This is a genomic window from Paenibacillus sp. 276b (genome assembly GCF_900107875.1).
In the GTDB taxonomy this organism is placed as follows: domain Bacteria; phylum Bacillota; class Bacilli; order Paenibacillales; family Paenibacillaceae; genus Paenibacillus; species Paenibacillus marchantiae.
In genome coordinates this window covers 651,750-672,621 of sequence record NZ_FNRR01000001.1, presented here as the reverse complement: position 1 = coordinate 672,621, position 20,872 = coordinate 651,750, and the positions used below count along the sequence as shown (strand labels likewise).

Annotated in this window: 18 protein-coding genes; 8 read left to right on the top strand and 10 right to left on the bottom strand. The window is 47.6% G+C overall.

Annotated elements, in window-relative coordinates; genetic code table 11:
• Positions 1–102: 102 nt before the first annotated feature.
• Positions 103–1,221 carry a GGDEF domain-containing protein gene (locus tag BLV50_RS03080; protein ID WP_090805789.1) on the top strand — a complete coding sequence of 373 codons (1,119 nt, stop codon included), beginning with the start codon at positions 103–105 and terminating at the stop codon, positions 1,219–1,221.
• 98 nt (positions 1,222–1,319) lie between these two features.
• Here the strand turns inward: BLV50_RS03080 and BLV50_RS03075 are convergent, their stop codons facing one another.
• Both BLV50_RS03075 and BLV50_RS03070 read right to left on the bottom strand, forming a co-directional pair.
• Positions 1,320–1,841, bottom strand: a complete 522-nt coding sequence (locus tag BLV50_RS03075) for a hypothetical protein (RefSeq protein WP_063563412.1) — start codon at positions 1,839–1,841, stop codon at positions 1,320–1,322.
• 52 nt (positions 1,842–1,893) lie between these two features.
• A complete protein-coding gene (locus BLV50_RS03070) occupies positions 1,894–3,540 on the bottom strand; it encodes a sensor domain-containing diguanylate cyclase (RefSeq protein WP_090807440.1) in 1,647 nt (548 codons plus the stop codon).
• Positions 3,541–3,843: 303 nt separating this feature from the next.
• Between BLV50_RS03070 and BLV50_RS03065 the strand changes: the two genes are divergently transcribed.
• From BLV50_RS03065 to mnhG, 6 genes are read left to right on the top strand one after another with little or no spacing between them, the layout of a single operon-like run.
• A complete protein-coding gene (locus BLV50_RS03065; RefSeq protein WP_063563411.1) occupies positions 3,844–6,798 on the top strand; it encodes a Na+/H+ antiporter subunit A in 2,955 nt (984 codons plus the stop codon).
• A 1-nt stretch (position 6,799) separates the two neighbouring features.
• Positions 6,800–7,138, top strand: coding sequence for a Na(+)/H(+) antiporter subunit C (locus tag BLV50_RS03060; protein WP_024631879.1), 339 nt, complete (start codon positions 6,800–6,802; stop codon positions 7,136–7,138).
• Positions 7,131–8,609, top strand: coding sequence for a Na+/H+ antiporter subunit D (locus BLV50_RS03055; protein WP_063563410.1), 1,479 nt, complete (start codon positions 7,131–7,133; stop codon positions 8,607–8,609). The genes BLV50_RS03060 and BLV50_RS03055 overlap by 8 nt, the downstream gene beginning before the upstream one ends.
• A gap of 6 nt (positions 8,610–8,615) precedes the next feature.
• The gene (locus tag BLV50_RS03050) at positions 8,616–9,092 is read left to right on the top strand and encodes a Na+/H+ antiporter subunit E (RefSeq protein WP_063563409.1); all 477 of its coding nucleotides are present in this window, start codon (positions 8,616–8,618) and stop codon (positions 9,090–9,092) included.
• Entirely contained in the window at positions 9,092–9,376 is a 285-nt protein-coding gene (locus BLV50_RS03045) for a Na(+)/H(+) antiporter subunit F1 (RefSeq protein ID WP_063563408.1), read from the top strand. Before BLV50_RS03050 ends, BLV50_RS03045 begins: the two co-directional genes overlap by 1 nt.
• The gene (gene mnhG / locus BLV50_RS03040; protein WP_062324636.1) at positions 9,360–9,752 is read left to right on the top strand and encodes a monovalent cation/H(+) antiporter subunit G; all 393 of its coding nucleotides are present in this window, start codon (positions 9,360–9,362) and stop codon (positions 9,750–9,752) included. Before BLV50_RS03045 ends, mnhG begins: the two co-directional genes overlap by 17 nt.
• Positions 9,753–9,890: 138 nt before the next feature.
• Here mnhG and BLV50_RS03035 read toward each other — a convergent pair whose 3' ends face one another.
• The 6 genes from BLV50_RS03035 to BLV50_RS03010 all read right to left on the bottom strand — a co-directional run bounded on the left by BLV50_RS03035 (position 9,891) and on the right by BLV50_RS03010 (position 17,771).
• Positions 9,891–11,063 carry a rhamnogalacturonan acetylesterase gene (locus BLV50_RS03035; RefSeq protein WP_090805786.1) on the bottom strand — a complete coding sequence of 391 codons (1,173 nt, stop codon included), beginning with the start codon at positions 11,061–11,063 and terminating at the stop codon, positions 9,891–9,893.
• A 40-nt stretch (positions 11,064–11,103) separates the two neighbouring features.
• Positions 11,104–12,123 (bottom strand): alpha/beta hydrolase family protein, encoded by a 1,020-nt coding sequence (locus BLV50_RS03030; RefSeq protein ID WP_063563406.1) that lies wholly within the window; start codon positions 12,121–12,123, stop codon positions 11,104–11,106.
• 210 nt (positions 12,124–12,333) lie between these two features.
• The gene (locus tag BLV50_RS03025) at positions 12,334–14,595 is read right to left on the bottom strand and encodes an MMPL family transporter (RefSeq protein ID WP_063563405.1); all 2,262 of its coding nucleotides are present in this window, start codon (positions 14,593–14,595) and stop codon (positions 12,334–12,336) included.
• 41 nt (positions 14,596–14,636) lie between these two features.
• Positions 14,637–15,791, bottom strand: coding sequence for a type III polyketide synthase (locus BLV50_RS03020; RefSeq protein ID WP_090805783.1), 1,155 nt, complete (start codon positions 15,789–15,791; stop codon positions 14,637–14,639).
• 212 nt (positions 15,792–16,003) lie between these two features.
• On the bottom strand, positions 16,004–16,624 hold the full coding sequence (locus tag BLV50_RS03015) for a flavin reductase family protein (protein WP_090805780.1): 621 nt from the start codon (positions 16,622–16,624) through the stop codon (positions 16,004–16,006).
• Between the two features lie 151 nt (positions 16,625–16,775).
• Positions 16,776–17,771, bottom strand: a complete 996-nt coding sequence (locus BLV50_RS03010; RefSeq protein ID WP_244552061.1) for an iron-hydroxamate ABC transporter substrate-binding protein — start codon at positions 17,769–17,771, stop codon at positions 16,776–16,778.
• Positions 17,772–18,030: 259 nt separating this feature from the next.
• On the opposite strand from BLV50_RS03010, the gene BLV50_RS03005 reads away from it, so the two are divergent.
• Complete coding sequence (locus tag BLV50_RS03005) at positions 18,031–18,624, top strand: hypothetical protein (protein ID WP_090805777.1); 594 nt, start codon at positions 18,031–18,033, stop codon at positions 18,622–18,624.
• Positions 18,625–18,755: 131 nt separating this feature from the next.
• Here the strand turns inward: BLV50_RS03005 and BLV50_RS03000 are convergent, their stop codons facing one another.
• Both BLV50_RS03000 and BLV50_RS02995 read right to left on the bottom strand, forming a co-directional pair.
• On the bottom strand, positions 18,756–19,991 hold the full coding sequence (locus BLV50_RS03000) for a multidrug effflux MFS transporter (protein ID WP_063563401.1): 1,236 nt from the start codon (positions 19,989–19,991) through the stop codon (positions 18,756–18,758).
• Between the two features lie 41 nt (positions 19,992–20,032).
• Positions 20,033–20,779 carry a GTP pyrophosphokinase gene (locus tag BLV50_RS02995; RefSeq protein WP_063563616.1) on the bottom strand — a complete coding sequence of 249 codons (747 nt, stop codon included), beginning with the start codon at positions 20,777–20,779 and terminating at the stop codon, positions 20,033–20,035.
• Positions 20,780–20,872 lie beyond the last annotated feature (93 nt).

Genomic DNA, 20,872 nt, shown 5'->3' with positions numbered 1-20,872 from the left:
TATTAAAATTAAATGATTTGCGTTTCGTGCAATGTGTTTTATAATTAAAACATACGAGAGCAATGCCTGTCGTATTATTATGATGCAGTCAGCGGTGATATATTGAAGAGTCCCAACTTACATAGCAACCATATCCCAACCGAGTACGAATTCAAGCATTCCAAATGGATCAAAAAAATGCTTCGCGCTTACTGGGTCGTCGTATTAACGCATGTTGTCATTCAAATAGGCTGCTTTCTGTTTCTCGATTATGATCGCACTCCAGAAGATTTCATGATCTACGTTTTATTTTGGCCTACGTTAGCCAGCGCTTTCGCTATTCTGATCGCCAGTTGGGTAGAACGCCGTTTCAGTTCATTTTCCTTCTATTCCATGTCCATGGCCAGCACAGTCATTGCCTGGACTATCATTCATGTCAATTACGATATTCGGATCATTCTGGCCATTTGTCTGTTGCCAATCTTTGCTTCGGTTCTGTTCTTCAGCAAAAAAAGAGTATGGACGGTATGCCTCATGCAGATGATTGGCTATGTCATCGTACTCTGCGACCCAGCCTATCGGCTGTACTTATCTTCGTTTGATATGGTTTCCATTCCGGCTTTTCTCATTGTAGGTACATATGTTGCACAATTGATTGTTACGAGCGGCGTCGAGGTACTGGATGATCTTCAGGCCAGTATGCTTGCCAAGCAGGATCTGATTGTGCGAAACGCAATTATGAGCAAACAGTCCAAGACAGACGGGTTAACCAATCTGTATAATCAAAGCTCCTTTAAGGACTACTATGAAAAAGCGTTTGAGTATGCCAATAATGGCATGAGTCTACATTTAGCTCTGATTGATATTGACAACTTCAAGTCAATTAATGATACATATGGGCATCGGGTGGGAGACACCATTCTGGAGAGAGTCTCTCTGATCATTCAGGAGAACATCACATCAAGCGATATCGCGGCGCGTTATGGTGGAGAAGAATTTGCACTGTTAATGTTTGAGCAACCCTTCGAGCAGGCTTATGCCTTGGTGGAGCAGATTCGCAAGAAAATTGCTCGTCTCGTTCATCTGGAGCTTGAAGGGCAATATATTACGGTAAGTGTCGGACTTAAAAGCTACAGCGCTCATCTGTCCAAGGACAAGCTGTTTGAGGAAGTGGATGCATGTCTCTATGCCGCCAAACGAACGGGGAAAAATAAAACGATGACGTCCCTTGATCTGGTTTAATCCTCCAAAAAAACGCAAAAAAGTAGTGCTGTTCACCGGGAATCCGGCTGTACAGCACTACTTTTTTTAACGCTAATCGTCACTCCGAATATATTGGTTCACTCTGCCCATTCCCAGCGATGTGCATTTTGCTCCAGCTTCGGGTGGAGCTTAACGGCATCTCCATCAATAATCAGACGTACTTCCTTAATCCAATCTTTGAACGAATCAAATGATGCGAACTGATTCGCCATCTCTACAGTGAGGTACAGGAAATGGGGAGCGGGATATTCTTCTGCCATATGACGCAGGGCTGCTTCGATCGGCGTATACTTCTTTCTCTTGCCTTCCCAGCCTTCCACCCGTATGCGGGAGGATGCATACTCCCTTCTCCAGTCATGAAGACGATCTTCCCTTTTGTAAAAAGGCTGCACACCATCCTTGCTCATCCGCTTCACTGTATTCTCATGCAGCGGATAGAGCACAAGTTGCACAAAAGAACGTTTGTCCGCAATAGCAGCGGCGCGTTCAAGCTGTTGATCCGTTACGTGTTCAAATGAATCATAGAAAATCAGCGTGCCTTTCCGGGTAGCCGGGGGCGGTTCATAACCATAGGGTACATTGGTATATTTTCCAGACATCTCATCGCTCCTTGCCTGTATGCGGATCAGTTAACTCTTACTTTATATTATATTATTCTCTAACTGTGTTCTTCAATTCTGGATAGAATGTCATTCTATTTTTGCCCGCACGTTTCGATTCATACAGCGCCTCATCTGCCATGCGGATAATTTCACTCGGATTGCCACTGTTCGTAGGATACTCAGCTCCTCCAATGCTGCATCCAATATGAATTCGCTCATATTCAATAATAAACGGCTTATTCAGGCTCTGGATGATATCTTCTGCATAGGTACGAGCTTCTTCTCTTGGATTGCTTCCCACAGAGCGGAGCACAATGAGGAACTCATCTCCACCAAGCCTTACCGTGATGCCCTTTTCATGACTGAGACTGGTCAAACGCTGAGCCACTTTCTTTAGCAGAATATCTCCGGTCTGATGCCCAAGCGTATCATTCACACTTTTGAATCCATCCAGATCAAGGTAAAGGAACGTTAACGTGTGATTCTCACTTTCCATCTCCAAGGATTCTTCCAGATAGAATTCGAGTGCTGTTCGGTTTGGCAGTCCGGTCAATTGGTCGTAATGGGCCAGATTCTGCATAACAACCAGTTCCGAATCTTTATTCGTTAGCGAAGTCAACATATCTCCCAGTGAACGTGACAGTACTTCGATTTCCCTAAAGCCTCGATTTTCTGGAATCTGTACTTGCTCTCCAGCACCAAGCCGATTCGCCACTTGAGTTAGCCGTGCAATCGGGGCCGAGATCTGGCGGGAGATCAGCCAGCCAATCAGTGCAAATAGCACCGTAACCGAGAGCCCTGCCCACACATTGAACCAAAGCATGTCGGTCACGGAAGCAAACGCCGCTGACTTGAGCTGACGAATAACCACCGTCCACCCCAGACCCGGATAGTCCAAATGCCCTTGGCTAGTAGCAAATCCTGTTACATATTCTTTTCCATCCGGCCATTCTTCTATGGACCAGCTGCTTTTGTTCAGTCTTGCCCCTTCAATGCCCGATAGCTTTAAAGGACGACCAATCCATTCTTTTGGACCAAGCAGCACCGTATTTTCCTTTTGACTGACAATAAACATCTCGATGTCCTTTTCCTCATGTTTCAGCGGCTCCAGGACACTTTCCTCCATTTCCTTCGCCCAGGCCCAGCTCAAATGTGCGGCAAGCACGCCAGCAATCTCTCCGTTCTTGTATTTCACCGGGAAGCTGATATCAACAAATTGCAGTGGTTCGCCGGTTGGGTTCGGAAGCAGCTTCGCCAGAAGGACTGCATCATGGACATCTCCGATAAATTTACCCTTGATTCCCTCATGATACACAGGTCGTTCCGATAAATTTTCACCACGCAATATGCCTTCTGTGGAAGCCAGCACTTTTCCTTCGGGATTCATGAATCCAACCCATGAGAATGTGGGAAAGCTATCTTGAAGCTGATTCAGCAGCATCTGCATTTCGGCAGGCTCGAAGCGGTCCTCTAGAGCAATCATTCGGCCCAGAAGATCCAATTCTCCTGAACGCGACCACATGAAGCGATCCAGCTTGTCTGAAGTCTGAGAAGCCGTGCTGATGAGGGCATGACCAATCTCCGTTTCGACAGCTATGGATGATTTTTGACTTAGAATATAACCAATCGTGAGTGTAACCAACAGGGATAACACAGCGAAGGTCATGGTGAGAACAGTTTTAAGCTTGAATGACATAACTTCCTCCAATAAACGGTGAAACCAGCTTGCTTTTTTCAACATCATTCATGCTGTTAAGAACTACGGGATGTCACCTATTCGTTTTCATCTTTATCGGAAATAATGTCTTTTTTCATTATACATTTCCATACAATATGGGAACGCTATTCGCATCGTGTTTCTTCCATTCAAAGAATAGTCACGATTCTGTATATACATACTTGGGTTATGAATATAGAGAGCAAGCATGCTCACAGAGCCATATGAGCACGGTTTGCCACAACAAAGAGCATTAGAAATTCAGTCATTGGGGGTGTAATGTTGAGCCTGCTTCATGTTGCTGTGATTCTGCCTTTTGCCGCTGGTATTGTACTTGCCATGCTGCATCGTTTCTTCCGTAAAATACATATGGGATGGCTGGTTTTACTTGTCCCGGCCCTATTATTTGTTTATTTTGCGAGCCTCGTACCCGCCGTGTCTCAGCGCAATACGGTATCTGGGTATATCCCCTGGATTCCGTCACTGGACATTGGATTTAATCTATATCTTGATGGTCTAAGTTTGCTGCTGACATTGTTAATCACCGGTGTAGGAACACTGGTGGTGCTCTACTCCATTTTCTACATGGATACCAAAGAAGCCTTAAACCGCTTTTATTTGTATCTACTGATGTTTATGGGAGCCATGCTTGGCGTGGTGCTGTCAGACAATATGATTGTGTTGTATGGATTCTGGGAGTTGACCAGTATTACGTCCTTTCTCCTGATCGCTTTTCACTACAAACGTAAAGAATCCACCTCAGGCGCACAGAAATCGTTCCTCATTACTGTATTTGGCGGATTCGCCATGCTTGCCGGATTCATGCTGATGTATCTCATGACAGGCACGTTCAGCATTCGTGCAACCATTACGGAATGGGGACAGATTCAGGACAGTGCACTATTCTTGCCCGCTCTTGTGCTGATTCTGATCGGTGCTTTTACGAAATCGGCGCAGTTCCCGTTCCACATATGGCTGCCTGACGCCATGGAAGCTCCAACACCGGTTAGCGCCTATCTGCATTCGGCAACCATGGTCAAGGCGGGACTGTATGTCGTCGCCCGGTTTACACCCATCTTTGGTGGACAGGGATTATGGTTCTGGCTTGTCACCGGGGTTGGACTGCTCACCCTGTGTTATGGATCATTCCTTGCCGTGAAAAAAAATGACCTTAAGGCGATCCTGGCCTACTCTACCATCTCACAGCTTGGTTTAATCATGTCCCTGCTCGGCGTTGGCTCGGCGGCCATCTATTTCGGATATGGCGAATCCTCCGCGATGTACACGGTTGCCATTACGGCAGCACTGCTTCATCTGTTCAATCACGCTACCTTCAAAGCGGCACTGTTCATGGTCGTAGGCATTGTGGATCATGAGACAGGCACGCGGGATATAAGGAAACTCGGCGGACTTGCTTCATTTATGCCTGTGACCTTTACGGTAGCGCTCGTCGGAGCACTCGCCATGGCCGGAATTCCGCCGTTTAACGGATTTCTGAGCAAGGAGCTGTTCTTCCAGGCTATGGTGGAAGTAACACACCTCCGCATCTTTGGACTCGGATCATGGAGCATACTCTTGCCTGTGTTCGCCTGGCTCGCAAGTGTGTTCACTCTGATCTATGCGCTTATTATTGTGTTCAAAACGTTCCTTGGTCGCACCCGCAGCGAGATTCCTGCCGAGAAGCTGCATGAAGCTCCCGTTGGCATGTTAATTCCTCCGGTTATTCTCGGGATACTCGTGATCATATTCGGTCTATTCCCGAATCTGCTGGCTGGATCATTAATTGAACCAGCGATGGCTGCTGTACTTCCATCACTGTTGAACGGAAATGAACACTTTGATGTTCATTTCTCTCTATGGCATGGCATCACACCAGAATTAATCATGACCATTGGTGTAATCGCCCTCGGTATTACATTGTACAAACTGCTGCCGCGCTGGAGAACGATTTATGAGCATTACCCACAAGGGTTAACGATAAACAATATGTACCATGTCGTACTCGATAACCTTCAGCATTATGCACGCAAATGGACGGAAGCCTATATGAATGGCTCGGTTCGTAACTACCTGGTATACATTTTCTCGTTCACCGTTGCATTGCTGGTTTATGCTTTTTTCCGCTCAGGGGAAAATATCACCTGGAATTTCAAGGGCAACGCCCCTTTTTCTTTCTATGAAGCAGTACTGCTCGTCGCACTGATTGCATCAGCGGTTTCGATCCCTTTTGCCAAGAACAGACTATCCGCAGTCATTATGACAGGCGCAGTGGGTTACCTCGTCACATTACTGTTCGTGCTGTTCCGAGCGCCGGATCTGGCATTGACCCAGATGATTGTCGAAACGGTATCCGTTGCACTGTTTCTGCTCTGCTTCTATCATCTGCCTGAACTACAACGAGGCAAATCAAGCCGCAGCTATCTTAGTGTAAATATGATTGTTGCCATTGCCGTAGGCGTGGTCATGACCTTTGTTGCATTAGCTGCGAGCGGAACCGCGTCACTCGAGAGCATTTCGGAATTTTTCATTCAGGAAAGTTACAATCTGGCTGGCGGCAAAAATGTCGTCAACGTGTTGCTGGTGGACTTCCGTGGTTTTGATACCTTACTGGAGATTATGGTACTTGGGGTAGCTTCGTTGTCCATCTACTCCATGATTAATCTGAATCTTGAAGCGAGGGACCTTGGCGCAAGACTGAAATTCCGCAAGAAAGAACAGACTGAAGAAACCGATGAAGATACGGATGACAAAGCGGACAATACGAAAAAGTATGGCAACCGTGAACGTAGCTCATCAACCTGGGATACCGTACCACTGCAAAGCAACGATGTGTTGTTGCAAACAACGACCAAGGTTGTTGTCTTTATCATTCTGACCTTCGCGCTGCATCTGTTCTTCGCAGGACATCATAACCCGGGTGGCGGGTTCATTGGCGGTCTGGTGACCGCCGCTGGTCTCGTGTTAATTGCGCTGGCGTTCAGTACAGATACTGTACGTAAAGCGTTACCTATCGATTTTCGCACCTTGACAGCCATCGGGCTGGGCATTGCCTTATTGACTGGAGCAGGCTCGTTTTTGTTCGGCGTACCCTTCCTGAGTCAGACCTTTGGTTATTTCGATCTTCCAATACTCGGAGAAACAGAACTTGCAACCGCGATGCTGTTTGACCTCGGCGTATATCTCGCCGTCCTGGGAGTCACCATGAATATCATTCTACAGATCGGGGAGGATCGCTGATATGGAAATATTGATGTGTGTGGCCGTTGGCATTTTGTTTGCAGTCGCCGTCTTTTTAATCTTATCGCGGAGCCTGCTCCGGATCGTGCTTGGCATGTCCATACTCACTCACGGGGTGCATCTACTGCTGATTACGATGTCCCGCCTCAAAACTGGAGCACCACCGCTGCTTGGGGAGCAGGCTGAACGCTACGTTGATCCACTTCCCCAGGCGCTGATATTGACATCCATTGTTATTAATTTCGGACTTACCGCCTTTTTCTTTGTACTTTCCTATCGTTCCTATCTGAAGCTGAAAACAGACGATATGGAAGAAGTAAGGGGGCGTCCTTATGAATAATCTCGTTGTTCTGCCCATTCTACTGCCACTGATTACAGGGGTTATAGCCCTTCTATTCTTCCGGCGGGTAAACATCCAGCGGGTTGTGAGTGTTATTGGCCTTTTGCTGACCGCAGCCGCTTCAACTGTCCTGATTACCCAAGTGACACAGTCCGGCATACAGACGCTCAATATGGGAGGCTGGGAACCACCCTACGGTATTGTACTTGTTGCAGATATGGTATCGGCCTTGCTTGTCGTGGCCGCTTCGATTATTGCACTGGCGTGTCTGCTCTATGCCTTCCGCAGTGTGAATAAGGAACGGGAAGAACATCATTTTTACCCGTTCTTTCATTTCCTGATTGCAGGCGTGAACGGTTCCTTTCTTACCGGAGACCTGTTTAACCTGTTTGTCTGCTTTGAACTGATGCTCATCTCTTCTTATGCACTAATCGTATTGGGAGGTACGGAAAGACAACTACGAGAAACGATCAAGTATGTGTTGATTAACATTGTCTCTTCTGCACTATTTGTTGCCTCTATTGGTTTTCTTTACTCTATTACAGGCACATTAAACATGGCCGACTTGTCCAATCGGATCGCCGAAGTTGGACAGAGTGGAGTCATTACCCTGATCGCTGTCCTGTTCCTGATCGTATTCAGTATCAAGGCTGGACTGTTCCTGTTCTTCTGGTTATCCGGCTCTTACGCAGCCCCTCCGGCAGTGGTCACCGCCCTATTCGCCGGTTTGCTGACCAAAGTTGGCCTGTACGCCATTGTGCGAACATTCACACTGATTTTCTATCATGATCCGGATTTCTTCCATGCCCTTATCGGCTGGATGGCTGGAGCGACCATGGTACTCGGAGTAATCGGGGCGATTTCCTATCGTGACGTCAATAAAATACTGATCTACAACGTGATCGCAGGGGTGGGATTTGTAGCCTTCGGGATGGCTGCTGCCAGCCGTCCTGCACTGGAAGGTCTACTCTTCTACATGCTGCATGATATGCTCATCAAAACACTGCTATTCCTGCTCGGAGGCGCTCTGATCGCGGTCGCAGGCACCTCCAAACTCGACAATATGGGCGGGCTGATCCACCGCTACCCACTGCTTGGTTGGATGTTCTTCATCAGTGCACTTGCGCTGGCAGGTATTCCTCCGTTCAGTGGATTTCCTGGGAAATTGTTGTTATTTGAAGGCGGGTTGCAGGCAGGTCTCTACGGACTGACAGGCATTGCCGTCCTTTCCAGCCTGCTGATGTTGTATTCGGTTCTTCGCATTTTCATCCAGGCGTTCTGGGGTGAACCGCCGGCAGGCGCAGTGAGAAGACCTTACGCCGTGAACGGCCTGCTCATCCCTGCCGGAATTCTGTTTGTGTTCATCATCGCGATGGGTGTGGGGGCTGAGGGCATGTTCCAACTGACCTCCCGCGCAGGCGACATTCTGCTGCATCCCAATGTTTATATTGATGCAGTCTTGAAGGAGTAGATGCGTATGGCCTTTCAGATTGTACTTAATTTGATCATTGGCTTTGTATGGATGTTTCTGAATAATGAGTGGAATGGGGTTGGCTTTCTCACGGGTTATCTGCTGGGTCTGCTATTGATTGGGAGTATGCGACGTTTCTTTCCGCAACGCTTCTATATTGTTCGTGTCTGGGCGATCATCAAGCTGATTGCCCTGCTGTTCAAGGAACTGGTACGGGCCAGTATTGAAGTTATTCGCCAGATCGTGAAGCCGAAGCTTGATATTCGGCCCGGCATATTTACCTATCAGACACAGCTGTCCTCTGACTGGGAAGTTACACTTCTGTGTCTGCTCATCTCACTGACGCCAGGCTCCCTCCCACTTGAAATTTCAGGGAATCAACGCAAATTATTTATACACGCGCTGGATATCAAAGACGAACAGAAAATGAGTGATGATATCAAAAATACGTTCGAAAAAGCCATTATGGAGGTGACACGATAATGTTATCCTCAATGTTGTTCATATCCTTGCTTATTCTCTCCCTCGCAATCCTGGGTTGTCTGTACCGGGTGCTACGGGGACCCTCGATGGCCGACCGGATTACGGCACTGGATACGATCGGTATTAACGTCATTGCCATCGTGGCAGTTCTATCCATGATGCTTCATACCCAAGCTTATCTGGATATTATTCTGCTGATTGGCATTCTCGCTTTTCTAAGCACAGTTGCATTTGCACGATACATTGAACGGGGGGCGGTATTCAAAAATGAAGGAGATCGTTGATGGAACCGCCGGAATTGTCATTGGGCTCATTGTCTTGCTGGGAGCATTACTGAGCGCATTTAGTGCATTCGGACTGATCCGACTGCCAGATGTCTATTTACGGGCACATGCCGCCACCAAAAGTACTACACTCGGTGTACTTTGTGTACTGAGCGGAACGTTTCTCTTCTTCTGGTATTTCGATAACTATATCAGTGCTCGGGTATTGCTTGGCATTGTGTTTGTATTTATCACAGCACCGGTAGCCGGACATCTGAACGGACGGGCTGCCTATCGCACAGACGTACCTCTATGGGAACAGAGTGTACAGGATGAACTTGAGCCACTTTTGAAAGGTAAAAAGGTCAACCACGAGGCCAAGGATATGATGGAATAGTCACTTGGTTAACAATCAAATCCCCCCGGAACATGCCGTATATTACTTGGCTGTCCCGGGGGGATTTTTGGCTATACGATTCAGTTAAGTCCAATCTATGTTCGAGGAGCAGCGGAACGAAGCTTTATTTTAACCGGATCAAAATCCATTCAGTCCCTGTCTTCTCAGATCAGCAGCAACGATTCGTGCAAGCTGAGCAGCACCATCACGATTCGAATGCAGCGTGTCTCCTGTCATATACAAGGCCAGTGTTGCAGCCGGTCCAATGGAAGTGAAATAAGCCGAACTGAGTTTGTTCAGTTCTACAAGCGTCACGCCCTCTTCCTGAGCCAGTGCACGTGTAGATGCATTGTACCAGCGATTCTCCGCAGTATGCACATTGGCTGAATTGAAATCAGTTGCCCGACCCTGAGGTGTCGATAGAATGACGGTGGCTCCTTTATTTTTGACCTGACGGACCATGTCACGCATGATCTCCTTGAACTCTGCTTCGGTTGTATTGTTCTTGGCATTGGTATCGTTAATCCCTAATTGCAAAATAAAGTAGTCTCCTGGCTTAATATACTTCAAAATTGCTTCCATCTGTCCATCATCGCGGAAACCTCTTGCAAATTGACCACTAGAGGCCATATTGCGAACTTGAAATGTACTGGTATTCACGTAGGAAGGAAAAAGCTGCCCCCAGCCACCCTGTACACTGCTGCTGAGTGGATAGTAATTGCAGACCGTCGAATCGCCACCAATATAGATCGTACGGTTCGTCACCGTCTGATTCGATATTTTCCGGATTTCAAGTGCGCTGAGTGTAAATGCCGTGCCTTCCTTCCCTTCTGTTACCAGTAGATTTAACTGTCCATCCGTCACCGGAATTTGAAATTGATCGGTCGCCCCATTCCCCGTCATATTAATGATCTGGTATACACCTTCTGCCGCCACACTCGATCTTGCAGTATTACCCAGGACCACTTTGACCTCATAGAGACCATTGGACAGATCCACATTAAACGTATTCGTACTCTTCGTGCCAAAGGTGACAAACTGAACGGCATCACTTGCAACGCCCGTTCCAGATGCAGATACATTACGCATATTAGCAGGTGTATTGAATCCATAACCTTTTGCTGAATTGTAGGCCTCCGTTGCTGATACACCAGTGTAACCATTCTCAACTGCACCAGCACCAAAATCAAATTTGTACTCATTCGCCGCAGCTTGGGCGATCTGTCCGCCATTAGCTGCCAGAGCACCTCCAATCAGACTAGTAAACAGGGTAAGACAGAGCAAATACCGCACGGATTTTGACCATTTCATAACTAAACTCTCCTCTCAAAGGTTCATTTGTATGATTGCCTTACAGAACGTTATCAAGCCAGTCATAGGCTTTCGCTCCGCTGATCTCATGGCCTCCTGTAAAAAAGTCTGCATCGAGCCATTTCTGTGCTCCCGCCTGTTCATAGATCTCTGTCAAACGTGCATAGGCTTCTTTTGCTATTGGCAGCGGAAATACCTGATCTTCACTTCCAGTTTCAATAAATAGCGGCCTGGGTGCGATCAGACCTATGATATCCGGCAGCTCTGCTTCCCGCAGAATTCCTGGAATATAATTGTCGAGGCAATGATTTCTGTCCAATATGCTGCCCTGGAAAGTACTAGCGTAACCGCTCACCACAGCCGCACGGCACCGTTCATCCAATGCAGCAGTGAATGCTGTCACGAGTCCACCACCCGAGATGCCCATGCTGCCGATCCGCACTGGATCAGCTTCAGGACGGGTAGTTACGTAATCCAGCACACGCATCGTTTCATAGATTCGGTGCCCGGCCAGGGTCTGCCCAGTCATGAGCAGATGGGCGGCAATTTTGGTACAGGAGCTAGCGCCGGGTGGTGCATCCCGATCCTCCTCCAACCTTCGGTCACCAAATCCAAGCATTTCAGGAGCGGCAACCACATATCCACGCTGTACAAGGGCGACGGCGAAGTCTTTATGCAAGCCAGGCACTCCTCTACGCGGTGAACCGTCGGGTTCCATGCCGGAGATCTCCCGGCTACCATACCCGTGTCCATGGCAGGCTATAATGGCTGGGCGTGATTCTTTGGTAGCGCTTACCAAATTCGGTATCAGCATATAGATAGGCATGCGCAACCCCGCGTAGGTCGTAATCTCAACCCGCTCACGAATGTAGCCATCACATGAGGTGCGTTCGAGCAATACGGGATTCAGCTCCGACACCACGGATGGGAAGCCGCCCAGCCGATCTATAATCCGTGCTCGCAACTGGCTGCGCCATTGCTCAAGAGATTGACCCGTCTGGTACGCAGAGCGTCCACGCGGGCTTGTTTGTTTTTGCAGATAAGATTCAATATCCGACATTACCGTTCATCCCTCCTGTGGATTCAAATGATAGACGTATGTAAGAAAATATATGTTGGACTTGTCCAGTCTATTATAAATCACGGTACAGTCGGTGAATTGAACATTATTGCCTGTTTTGGGCTGAATTCACACTATTTTGATGAAAAAAAGGATATCCTCGCATACCTGATCTTCAGGCTCCGAGAACATCCTTCTTAATCCGGCCTTTTATTCCCTGTGCCCTGGTAGCCACCAGTTCCATCTGCCCATCAGTTTCATAAGTGCAGGTACCAGCACCAGGCGGATAATGGTTACATCAATGAACACCGCCGCTGTAATTCCGATTCCCAGCTGTTTGACACCCGCCACGTCAGCAAACGCAAAAGGCACAGTCACTGCCAGTAGAATCGCCGCCGCCGATGTAATCAGACGTCCGGTTGAAGCCAGTCCTTGCTGTACGGCCAGATCACTATCCCCTGTTCGTCTGTATACCTCCTGGATGCGGGTCAGCATAAATACGCCATAGTCCATCGAAATACCAAAGACAAGCCCAGCAATGAACACGGGAATCATAATGGCAATGGCAGATGGCTCCATGCCAAAATGGCCCTGATTAAAGACCAGTACGAGCACGCCGAATGAAGCAGCCAAGCTGAGCAGATTCATCAGAATGGCTTTGATTGGAATGAGCAGTGACCGGAATGCTGCGAGTAATACGAGATAATTCGATACCACAACAAACACCAGCACTTTGGGCAGTTGACCTGAAACTTCTTGCATGATTTCATGTTGCATGACTGCTTCTCCCCCATAACGCAGAGGTATGAAGGGAATGGAGTTAGCGCTGTCCTTGGCCCTCATCTGTTCGAGCCAGGATGCAGCCTCATCGGAACCCGGTGCTCCGTGAATGGTAGCCACAATACGAATAGAGTAGTCGGACACATATGAACGCAGCCATGCAGGCGGCTGAGATGTGGTTTCTTTCAGTGCCTCACGCAAAGATGATGATAAAATGTTCATTTGAGATTGAATATAAGATTGAGATTGGCCTGAGAGCTTGTCCGGCAGCATGATCCCCCACGCGGACTCAACAGCCACCACATTCGAATCCTGCTGAAGCTCTTGCATTTTACTCAACGCCATTCGCCAATGAAATGTGGTCAACGGCTCTCCCGTTCCACCAATTACAATCTCTACAGCAGATACATTCTTTTGTCCAAAAATACTCTGGATCTGCTCAGTCGCTTGACGAGACTCCATTCTGCCAGGCAAGGAAGAAGCATCCGGAATGGCGATCTCTAACCGGGCAACCGGTAGAACAAAGAGAAGCAGCGCACCCGTTCCAAGCAAGGCCATCCGAACCGGCCGTTTCATAATGATGCCTGACCAGAATGACCAGATCGAACGTGAAGGCAATGATTGTTGATGCTGGCCCTGCTTTGAAGAGATGGAATGCCCGGAATGTTGTCTAAAGATTCGCACAGAATAGAGGGATAGAATGGCTGGCAGCAGTGTTATATTCAGCAGGACCGATATGACGAGCACGACAATGGCTCCCAGGGATACACTCAGAAACATCGGCAGTCTAATCCAGAGCAGACCGAGCAGCCCTAACAGCACACAAGCAGCAGAAAAGAATACGGCTCTGCCTGCTGTTCGCAGCATTCTCTGGAGAACTTCCTCGGCCCTCGAACCTGTTTCTTCGCTATTCTGACCTCGCTGGAGTTCCTCACGGTATCTGCTGAGAATTATCAGAGCAAAGTCTATGCTGAGCGCCATTCCCACCATCGGAATAACATTGATCACAAAGTTGGAGAGCGCCAGATGGTAACCCATTAGGGATGTAACTCCCATTGCCGTTATGACGCCGGACACTCCCATAATGACTGCAATTAGCGCTGCATAAAGACCTCTGAATGCAAAACACAAAATGACGAAGGCAAGCGGCAATCCCACAATCTCTGCCCGTTCCAAATCGCGAAAACTGAGACGATTTACATCCTGCTGTACAACGGATTTCCCTGTTATTTGGATCGTTCCCGTACCGTCTGTTGTAAGCACGGAACGCAGCTGTTCAAGCGGCGGACCCATCTTGTGAGGCGGTACATCAAACGCCAGCAAAGCATAGGCCACATCCCCCCGCAGCATCCGGCTTCCACGTGATTCAAGCGGAGAGATTATGGACGTTACACTTGACAGTGTACTCACCTGTTGCAGACGATTTTTAATCCAGCCCCGGAATTCGACGGGGGTAGTGCCTGTCTTTTTTTCAAATAGAAGAATAACCGGATCAGCAGGAACATGGAACTCTTTCTCCAGAATAAGCTCTACAGCATGAGCATCTCCCTGGTTCAAGTTCAATCCATGATCCTGAACAATACCAGGCAATTTCCATGCCCAGATGGCTGACATCCCGATGACAAACACCCAGCAGAGAATGATGAACCGCGGATATCGGCTAATGAGGACAGCAAGGCTGCGATAACCCATACCCAAGCTCCTCTGCTATCAGATTGGTAATTCCGATTCTTTTAAATTGCGCCTTGATTCACTGTTTCTCTTTCTTCAACGGATGCAGGAACATAAGTAAAAGGAAGCAATTCGGCTGTTAAACCCGGTCCAAATGCAAGTGCTATTCCGCTGGAAGCTTCTTCATTTTTACGATAATCATCGCGGATGGCTTGTAAAACAAACAAAATCGTCACAGAGGATAGATTTCCATAATCCCGTAAAATGTTTCGGCTGTAAGCGACCTGTTCATCTGACAGCTGGTACAGCTTCTGCACCGCATCCACAATACCTCTGCCTCCGGGGTGGATCGCCCAGATTTCTGGTAGATCGCTGCCGTTCAGTAATCGTTCAACCTCTGGACCAAGATGTAAACCCAGCAGCTTCGGAATCTGTGGCGAGAGATACAGATCGAAGCCGGTATTGCCCACTTCCCAGATCATCTCTTCCGAACAGTCTGGCAGCAACACGGAATGCCCGCTACCCAATCTGAACAGTTCTTTGCGTCCTGTTCCGGACAGGCCCACAACACAGGCAGATGCGCCATCACCGAAGAAGGACGCTGCGAACAGGTCATCCCGCTTAGCGGAAGGCTGAAAATGAAGGGTGCACAGCTCCACACATACGATAAGAACTGTAGCGTCTTTCTCACTCGTCACAATTGAATTTGCCAACTGTACAGCTTTCAGACCAGCGGCGCATCCCTGGAACACAAGCGGAATCCGGTTAATACGCGGCGATAGTTCAAGCTGCTGAATCAGCCGAACATCGAGACCGGGCAGGAATTGCCCTGTGCAACTGACGGTAATGAGATGTGTAATCTCTGAAGTCGAAACGATGGCATCCTCGAGTGCCTGACGCGCTGCCTGGATTCCAAGCGGAACGGCTGCTTCCTTATATTTGGCCATACGTTCGGCTGTGGTCGGAACGTTCTCCGCCTGGGTAAAGGGCAGATAACGGCAAGACTCTACTGGCTCCAGCAGGTTCGGCTCACATGAATAACGCGTCTCGACACCGCACTGGTTGAATATTCGCTTGGCCCATCGTCTGGAATCCGGTTCATGCTCCAGCGCTTGTGCGAGCCGAGCAGACACATCCTTTTGCTCAATGCGGTGAATAGGCAATGCCGTTCCAATTCCTATGATACTTGCGGCTACGGTTCCATCAAGTTGGTTCATCGGCTCCAACCTCCTTATATATAAATGGGTTCTTGTCACATGTGCAGGATATAGTACAAGTCTATTCAGGGCTTGCCCCCTTTATGTTCACGAAACAAGCAAAGGCGGACAACATATGCGAATTCCGCACATGTTGTCCGCCTTATTAAACGACGATTATTATTATCTTATCCGGACCCATTCTTCAATAGATCGTTCAGCCTGCTCCGCTGCTACTCCGGCCTTACCACCGTAAATCTATCGCCAAGTTTCGCATAGTCATTTCCAGCCAGTCTGCTAATCGGTTTCAGCTGATCCATCAATATATATTTGGTGGCAGGATCATACACGTTCTCACTGAAATGGTATTGTACAATGCGAACCAGAAGCAAATCACTCACAGGTTTTCCCTCATCGTTCGATATCAGTATATGCTGATACAACTTACACTCCATCCGAATGAGTGCTTCCTGTATTGCTGGTACGGAGACCACCGTACTTGGTACAGTCGTTAGATTTGTCCGTTCCAGCTCACTTTCGTGGGGTTCCAGCATGGCAGCAGTCTCGTTCATGTCAAGAGCGATCGATTCATCACAGATATGTACTACCAGTTCTTGCAAGAAAAGCACATTGCGAGCCGTATCTTTCATAACGCCATCCTTGCGACCGATGGATATGGATAATATCGGCGGGTCAGAGCTGACTATATTAAAAAAACTAAAGGGCGCTGCATTAATGACGCTGCCATCATGAGAAAGTGTTGTCACAAATGCGATTGGGCGCGGTACCACCGAACCACTCATCAGTTTATAGTTATCTCTGCCCGTCAATTCTCGCGGATCCAAAATATGCATCATTAGCTATCCCCTTCCGTAATTGTAAAACGATACTCACGAGCTTCACTTCATTAGTTATTATATATCGTAAAATGTTGAAATCACAAAAAACTCCCTGGTGCTCATCGCACCAAGGAGTATACACATTCGGATTCGTATTTGATATCTATTATTTTACAATACTGTTCTGAATGTCTTCCATAATTTGAAGGTTCGCTTGAACTCCACTATACAACCAGCTGCTCGAACGGGTAAATTCGAATAAGTTACCATTTTTCACTGCCGGGATGCTTTGCCATACCGGATCTTTCAGTGCTTCTGAACCGGTACCTTCATCACTATTCACAAAGAACAAATAGTCTACATCCATTTCTGCCAATTTTTCCAGCGAGATGGAAGACCAGTTACCTGTCGCATTAGCAGAGATTTCTTTCACAACTTCAGGCTCAGCAAGACCCAGTTCCTTGTACATCACTTCACCACTGGATACATTGTCACTTACGATGAAGAATTTGCCGCTAACCAACCAAATGGCCGCTGCCGATTTCGTTCCACCTGTAACGGTATTGATTTTCTCCTTGATTTCTGTGGCTTTCACTTCGTAATCATCCAGCGCTTTTTGTGCTTCATCGCCTTTATTCAGAATTTCGCCGATTTTCAGCAGCGCTTTGCGCCAGTCGCTGTTGACCTCGTCGCCAAGTACATAAGTAGGCGCGATCTTGCTGTATTGTGCGTATTTCTCGCCTTCAACCACACTTTCGGAACCGATGATAATCAGATCCGGGTTGAAGCTTGTTACCGCTTCGAAAGGAAGATCGAAGGCAATCGTTGGAATGCCGTCCAGATCTTTTTGCAGATACTCCTGGATTCCGTTGGCTACGGACCATTGGGCAACTGGCTTAACGCCAAGTGTAACCAGATTATCTTCCAGATACGAAGCGATGATCCGCTCCGGATTTGCAGGGATTTTCACTTCGTGACCCATTGCATCTGTCAATGTACGTTCTGTCGGAGCTTCTGTCTGTGTCTCTGTCTCCGTTGCTGTATTGTTCTCTCCTGCTGCTGTACCGTTGTCTGCTGGCTTCGATCCGCATGCTGCCAGCCAGATGGACATGACCATTACAGTGATCAGAAGCATGACCATTTTTTTATTTTTCTTAAACAAGTGACTATCCCCTTTCAATATGAACACCTCAATGGAATGAGTTGTTATGACAGACTTAGACGTTTATACATTATTCATGCATATAATACTGGTATGTACTTTTGTCCAATTCCATTGACAATGATAATTGTTATCAACGAAGTTGTCAATGCAGCTTTTGCCTTTTAAGATCGAAAGCCCTTCATTCGAACAATTCACATTTAGGCGGATGCCGCCATAAGCTAATTCAAGAATACGATGACAGGAAGGATGTTCGTACATGGATTACGTTTATAACACCTATTCAGGATATGATGAGGATCGTTCGTTTCAATTGCCCCCGCTATTCCCAGGAGGAGCTCCAGGAGGTCAGCCTGTGCCAGGTTTTCCGGGATCACCAGGTTCCTATCCCCCATTCATTCCCGGCGGAGGTAGTGGCGGTCAACCTCCTTACTTTCCTGGAGGCGTACCTGGTGCGGCACCGGGTGTGCCCGCTCAGCTATCACAAGGTAATCTGCCTACCCTTCTAAGCGCTTATCCACGCCCAGTAGGTCAGCCCCCGGCTGAGATGGTTTTTCTGTATAACCTGATCAAAAGCAGCCCTGGTCTTCTACCGCTATTTATCCAGCAACAACCACAGAATCTGACCCAGGCTGTGCAATTTGCTCAATCAGGAGTAGCTACGCCTCGTGATCCTGAGCAACGTGTACTGCAAAATTTCTGTTATAACCGCTGGTCTCTCGTATTCACATACAATGACGTTTACTTAATGTGGCCATCCACCAATCTGTTCGGTTTTGTCATTGGTTACTTCTATCCGTTCCTGACTCCAGGTATCCTGCTCAATACACAGATTTTGTTTGCTCTCTGTTAGATCACGTTCACACATAGAACAAGCGCCCCAGTTGGAGGACAGAACCTTCCAATTGGAGCGCTTTTTTATGGCTACATTATTTCTTATTATCAGCAAGCATTTATCTAATCACAGCAACAATGCAATACATTTCACGCCAGGCGTTTTTCACCCTGACGTTTACCGTTCTTGCCTACCATAACAACGTAAATCAGCAATGCACCAAGATCCGCACAAGCGATTACAATGCCCATTGGCACAGCTGTGCCTTCTCCTCCAAGACCTACAAGCGGAGCGACAATACCACCAAATAGGAACGTCATAACCCCAATAAGTGCTGATGCACTGCCTGCTGATTTCTCTTGATTAGCCATCGCCAGTGAGAAGGAAGCCGTATTAACCAGCCCCACACTGGATACCACGAGAAATAACGGGATCAGAACCGAAATCAGATTACCTCCTGCTAGAATGGCGATGAGCAGCGATGTTCCTCCCAGAGCAGCAGTTATCAGTCCTGCGATTAACAGACGAGTTTCAGATACTTTACCCGCAAGTCTTCCGGCAATCTGACTTGCCAATATGATGCCCAGACCGTTAATGGCGAAGCAGATACTGAACATTTGCGGGGAAATGCCATATATTTTTTGAAGCACGAACGGCGAACCCGATATGTAGGCAAACATACCAGCAGATACAAACCCTTGGGTTAAAGCATATCCCATGAACAGGCGATCCCCTGCAATTTTGCGGAATGTAATCAGCGTCTGCTTCAGTCCTCCGCTAGATCGTCGCTCTGCAGGCAGTGTCTCTCCAAGACCAACCACAACAGCAACTAAAGTCAAAATCCCGATGATACTCAGCAAAATAAATACGCCACGCCACGACGTATACGCAAGCAATTGCCCGCCGATAATTGGTGCAGCAATGGGTGCGACCCCATTAATCAGCATTAAGAGTGAGAAGAAACGTGTTAGCTCCGGCCCGGAATACACATCCCTCACCACTGCACGCGAGATGACAATTCCCGCAGCTCCCGCTGCACCCTGAATGAAACGCAGCACAACAAAAGAGCCCATCGTTGGGCTGACCAGACAGAGTATGGAGGCGATCGTATAGAGAATAAGACCTGCAATAAGCGGCGCACGACGACCACGTACATCACTTAGAGGTCCAGCCAGCAGCTGCCCTGCGGCCAGTCCGACCATACATGCCGTTAGACTGAGCTGGGCATAAGAAGTGGATGACTGGAATTCATCGGCCAGTGTAGGCAGTGCTGGCAAATACATATCCAGGGACAGCGGCCCAAAGGCCGACAGTGTCCCCAGAATCAATGCCATACGTACACGGGATGTAGAATTGGTGCTTAATGAAGCTGGTGTACTTTTCATATGAATAACATATTCCTTTCCCTGCGGTAGTTCACGTTTCCTTATTGTTCCCCGTTTCCTAACAGCTTGAGCAGGTTGGAAGGTAGCGTGAACTGTTGATTGTTAATGATAATACGGCGTAGTTCTTCTTCATCCCGCTCATTCTCGGCGTCCTTGATCTCCTGAATCTCCCGGTGCAGTCTCTCCATTTGTTGATCCAGTGCGTTTGCAGAGTCTGCTGCACTTTTCAGTTCTTTCGTTAAACGCTCGGGAACATCTTTATTGTATTTATAAAAGATTTTATGCTCCAGGCTCGCCCAGAAATCCATCGCAATCGTACGAATCTGGATTTCCACACACGCCCGCTCCTGTCCATTAGACATGTAAACAGGCACTTCAACCAGAAGATGAAGGCTCTGGTAACCGTTTGGCTTCGGATTCTGGATATAATCTTTCACTTCTAGCACACGCAGGTCACTTTGATTGCACAGCATATCCTTAATCCGGTAGATATCGGAGATAAAAGAGCAGGTAATTCGCACACCCGCGATATCCTTAATATTTTCCTTGATGCTTTCAAAGGTTAACTCGTGATTTTTGCGGAACATCTTGTTCATAATGCTCTCAGGTGACTTTAATCTGGATTTCGTATGTTCGATCGGGCTGTAATCATGCAGGGACTGAAATTCTTCCTTCAGCACCTCGATTTTGGTCTCCATTTGATCCAAAGCAAATTTATAAATCATCATAAATCTCGTAATTTCATATTTAAATTTCTTGAATTGATCAATCGGATGTGGAGCGTTCATCATGGTTTTCTTCCTTTCTTCGTGCACACTAAAGTTAGTTTTATAAATACGAGGACAGAGGTCAATTCACATGTCTCCTGAACCATTATAAAT

Excerpts from the sequence above, each read along its gene's own strand:
- BLV50_RS03075 (WP_063563412.1), bottom strand. The coding sequence starts at position 1,841 with ATGTCTGGAAAATATACCAATGTACCCTATGGTTATGAACCGCCCCCG.
- BLV50_RS03070 (WP_090807440.1), bottom strand. The coding sequence starts at position 3,540 with ATGTCATTCAAGCTTAAAACTGTTCTCACCATGACCTTCGCTGTGTTA.
- BLV50_RS03060 (WP_024631879.1), top strand. The coding sequence starts at position 6,800 with ATGGAAATATTGATGTGTGTGGCCGTTGGCATTTTGTTTGCAGTCGCC.
- BLV50_RS03055 (WP_063563410.1), top strand. The coding sequence starts at position 7,131 with ATGAATAATCTCGTTGTTCTGCCCATTCTACTGCCACTGATTACAGGG.
- BLV50_RS03050 (WP_063563409.1), top strand. The coding sequence starts at position 8,616 with ATGGCCTTTCAGATTGTACTTAATTTGATCATTGGCTTTGTATGGATG.
- BLV50_RS03045 (WP_063563408.1), top strand. The coding sequence starts at position 9,092 with ATGTTATCCTCAATGTTGTTCATATCCTTGCTTATTCTCTCCCTCGCA.
- mnhG (WP_062324636.1), top strand. The coding sequence starts at position 9,360 with ATGAAGGAGATCGTTGATGGAACCGCCGGAATTGTCATTGGGCTCATT.
- BLV50_RS03035 (WP_090805786.1), bottom strand. The coding sequence starts at position 11,063 with ATGAAATGGTCAAAATCCGTGCGGTATTTGCTCTGTCTTACCCTGTTT.
- BLV50_RS03030 (WP_063563406.1), bottom strand. The coding sequence starts at position 12,123 with ATGTCGGATATTGAATCTTATCTGCAAAAACAAACAAGCCCGCGTGGA.
- BLV50_RS03025 (WP_063563405.1), bottom strand. The coding sequence starts at position 14,595 with ATGGGTTATCGCAGCCTTGCTGTCCTCATTAGCCGATATCCGCGGTTC.
- BLV50_RS03020 (WP_090805783.1), bottom strand. The coding sequence starts at position 15,791 with ATGAACCAACTTGATGGAACCGTAGCCGCAAGTATCATAGGAATTGGA.
- BLV50_RS03015 (WP_090805780.1), bottom strand. The coding sequence starts at position 16,624 with ATGCATATTTTGGATCCGCGAGAATTGACGGGCAGAGATAACTATAAA.
- BLV50_RS03005 (WP_090805777.1), top strand. The coding sequence starts at position 18,031 with ATGGATTACGTTTATAACACCTATTCAGGATATGATGAGGATCGTTCG.
- BLV50_RS03000 (WP_063563401.1), bottom strand. The coding sequence starts at position 19,991 with ATGAAAAGTACACCAGCTTCATTAAGCACCAATTCTACATCCCGTGTA.
- BLV50_RS02995 (WP_063563616.1), bottom strand. The coding sequence starts at position 20,779 with ATGAACGCTCCACATCCGATTGATCAATTCAAGAAATTTAAATATGAA.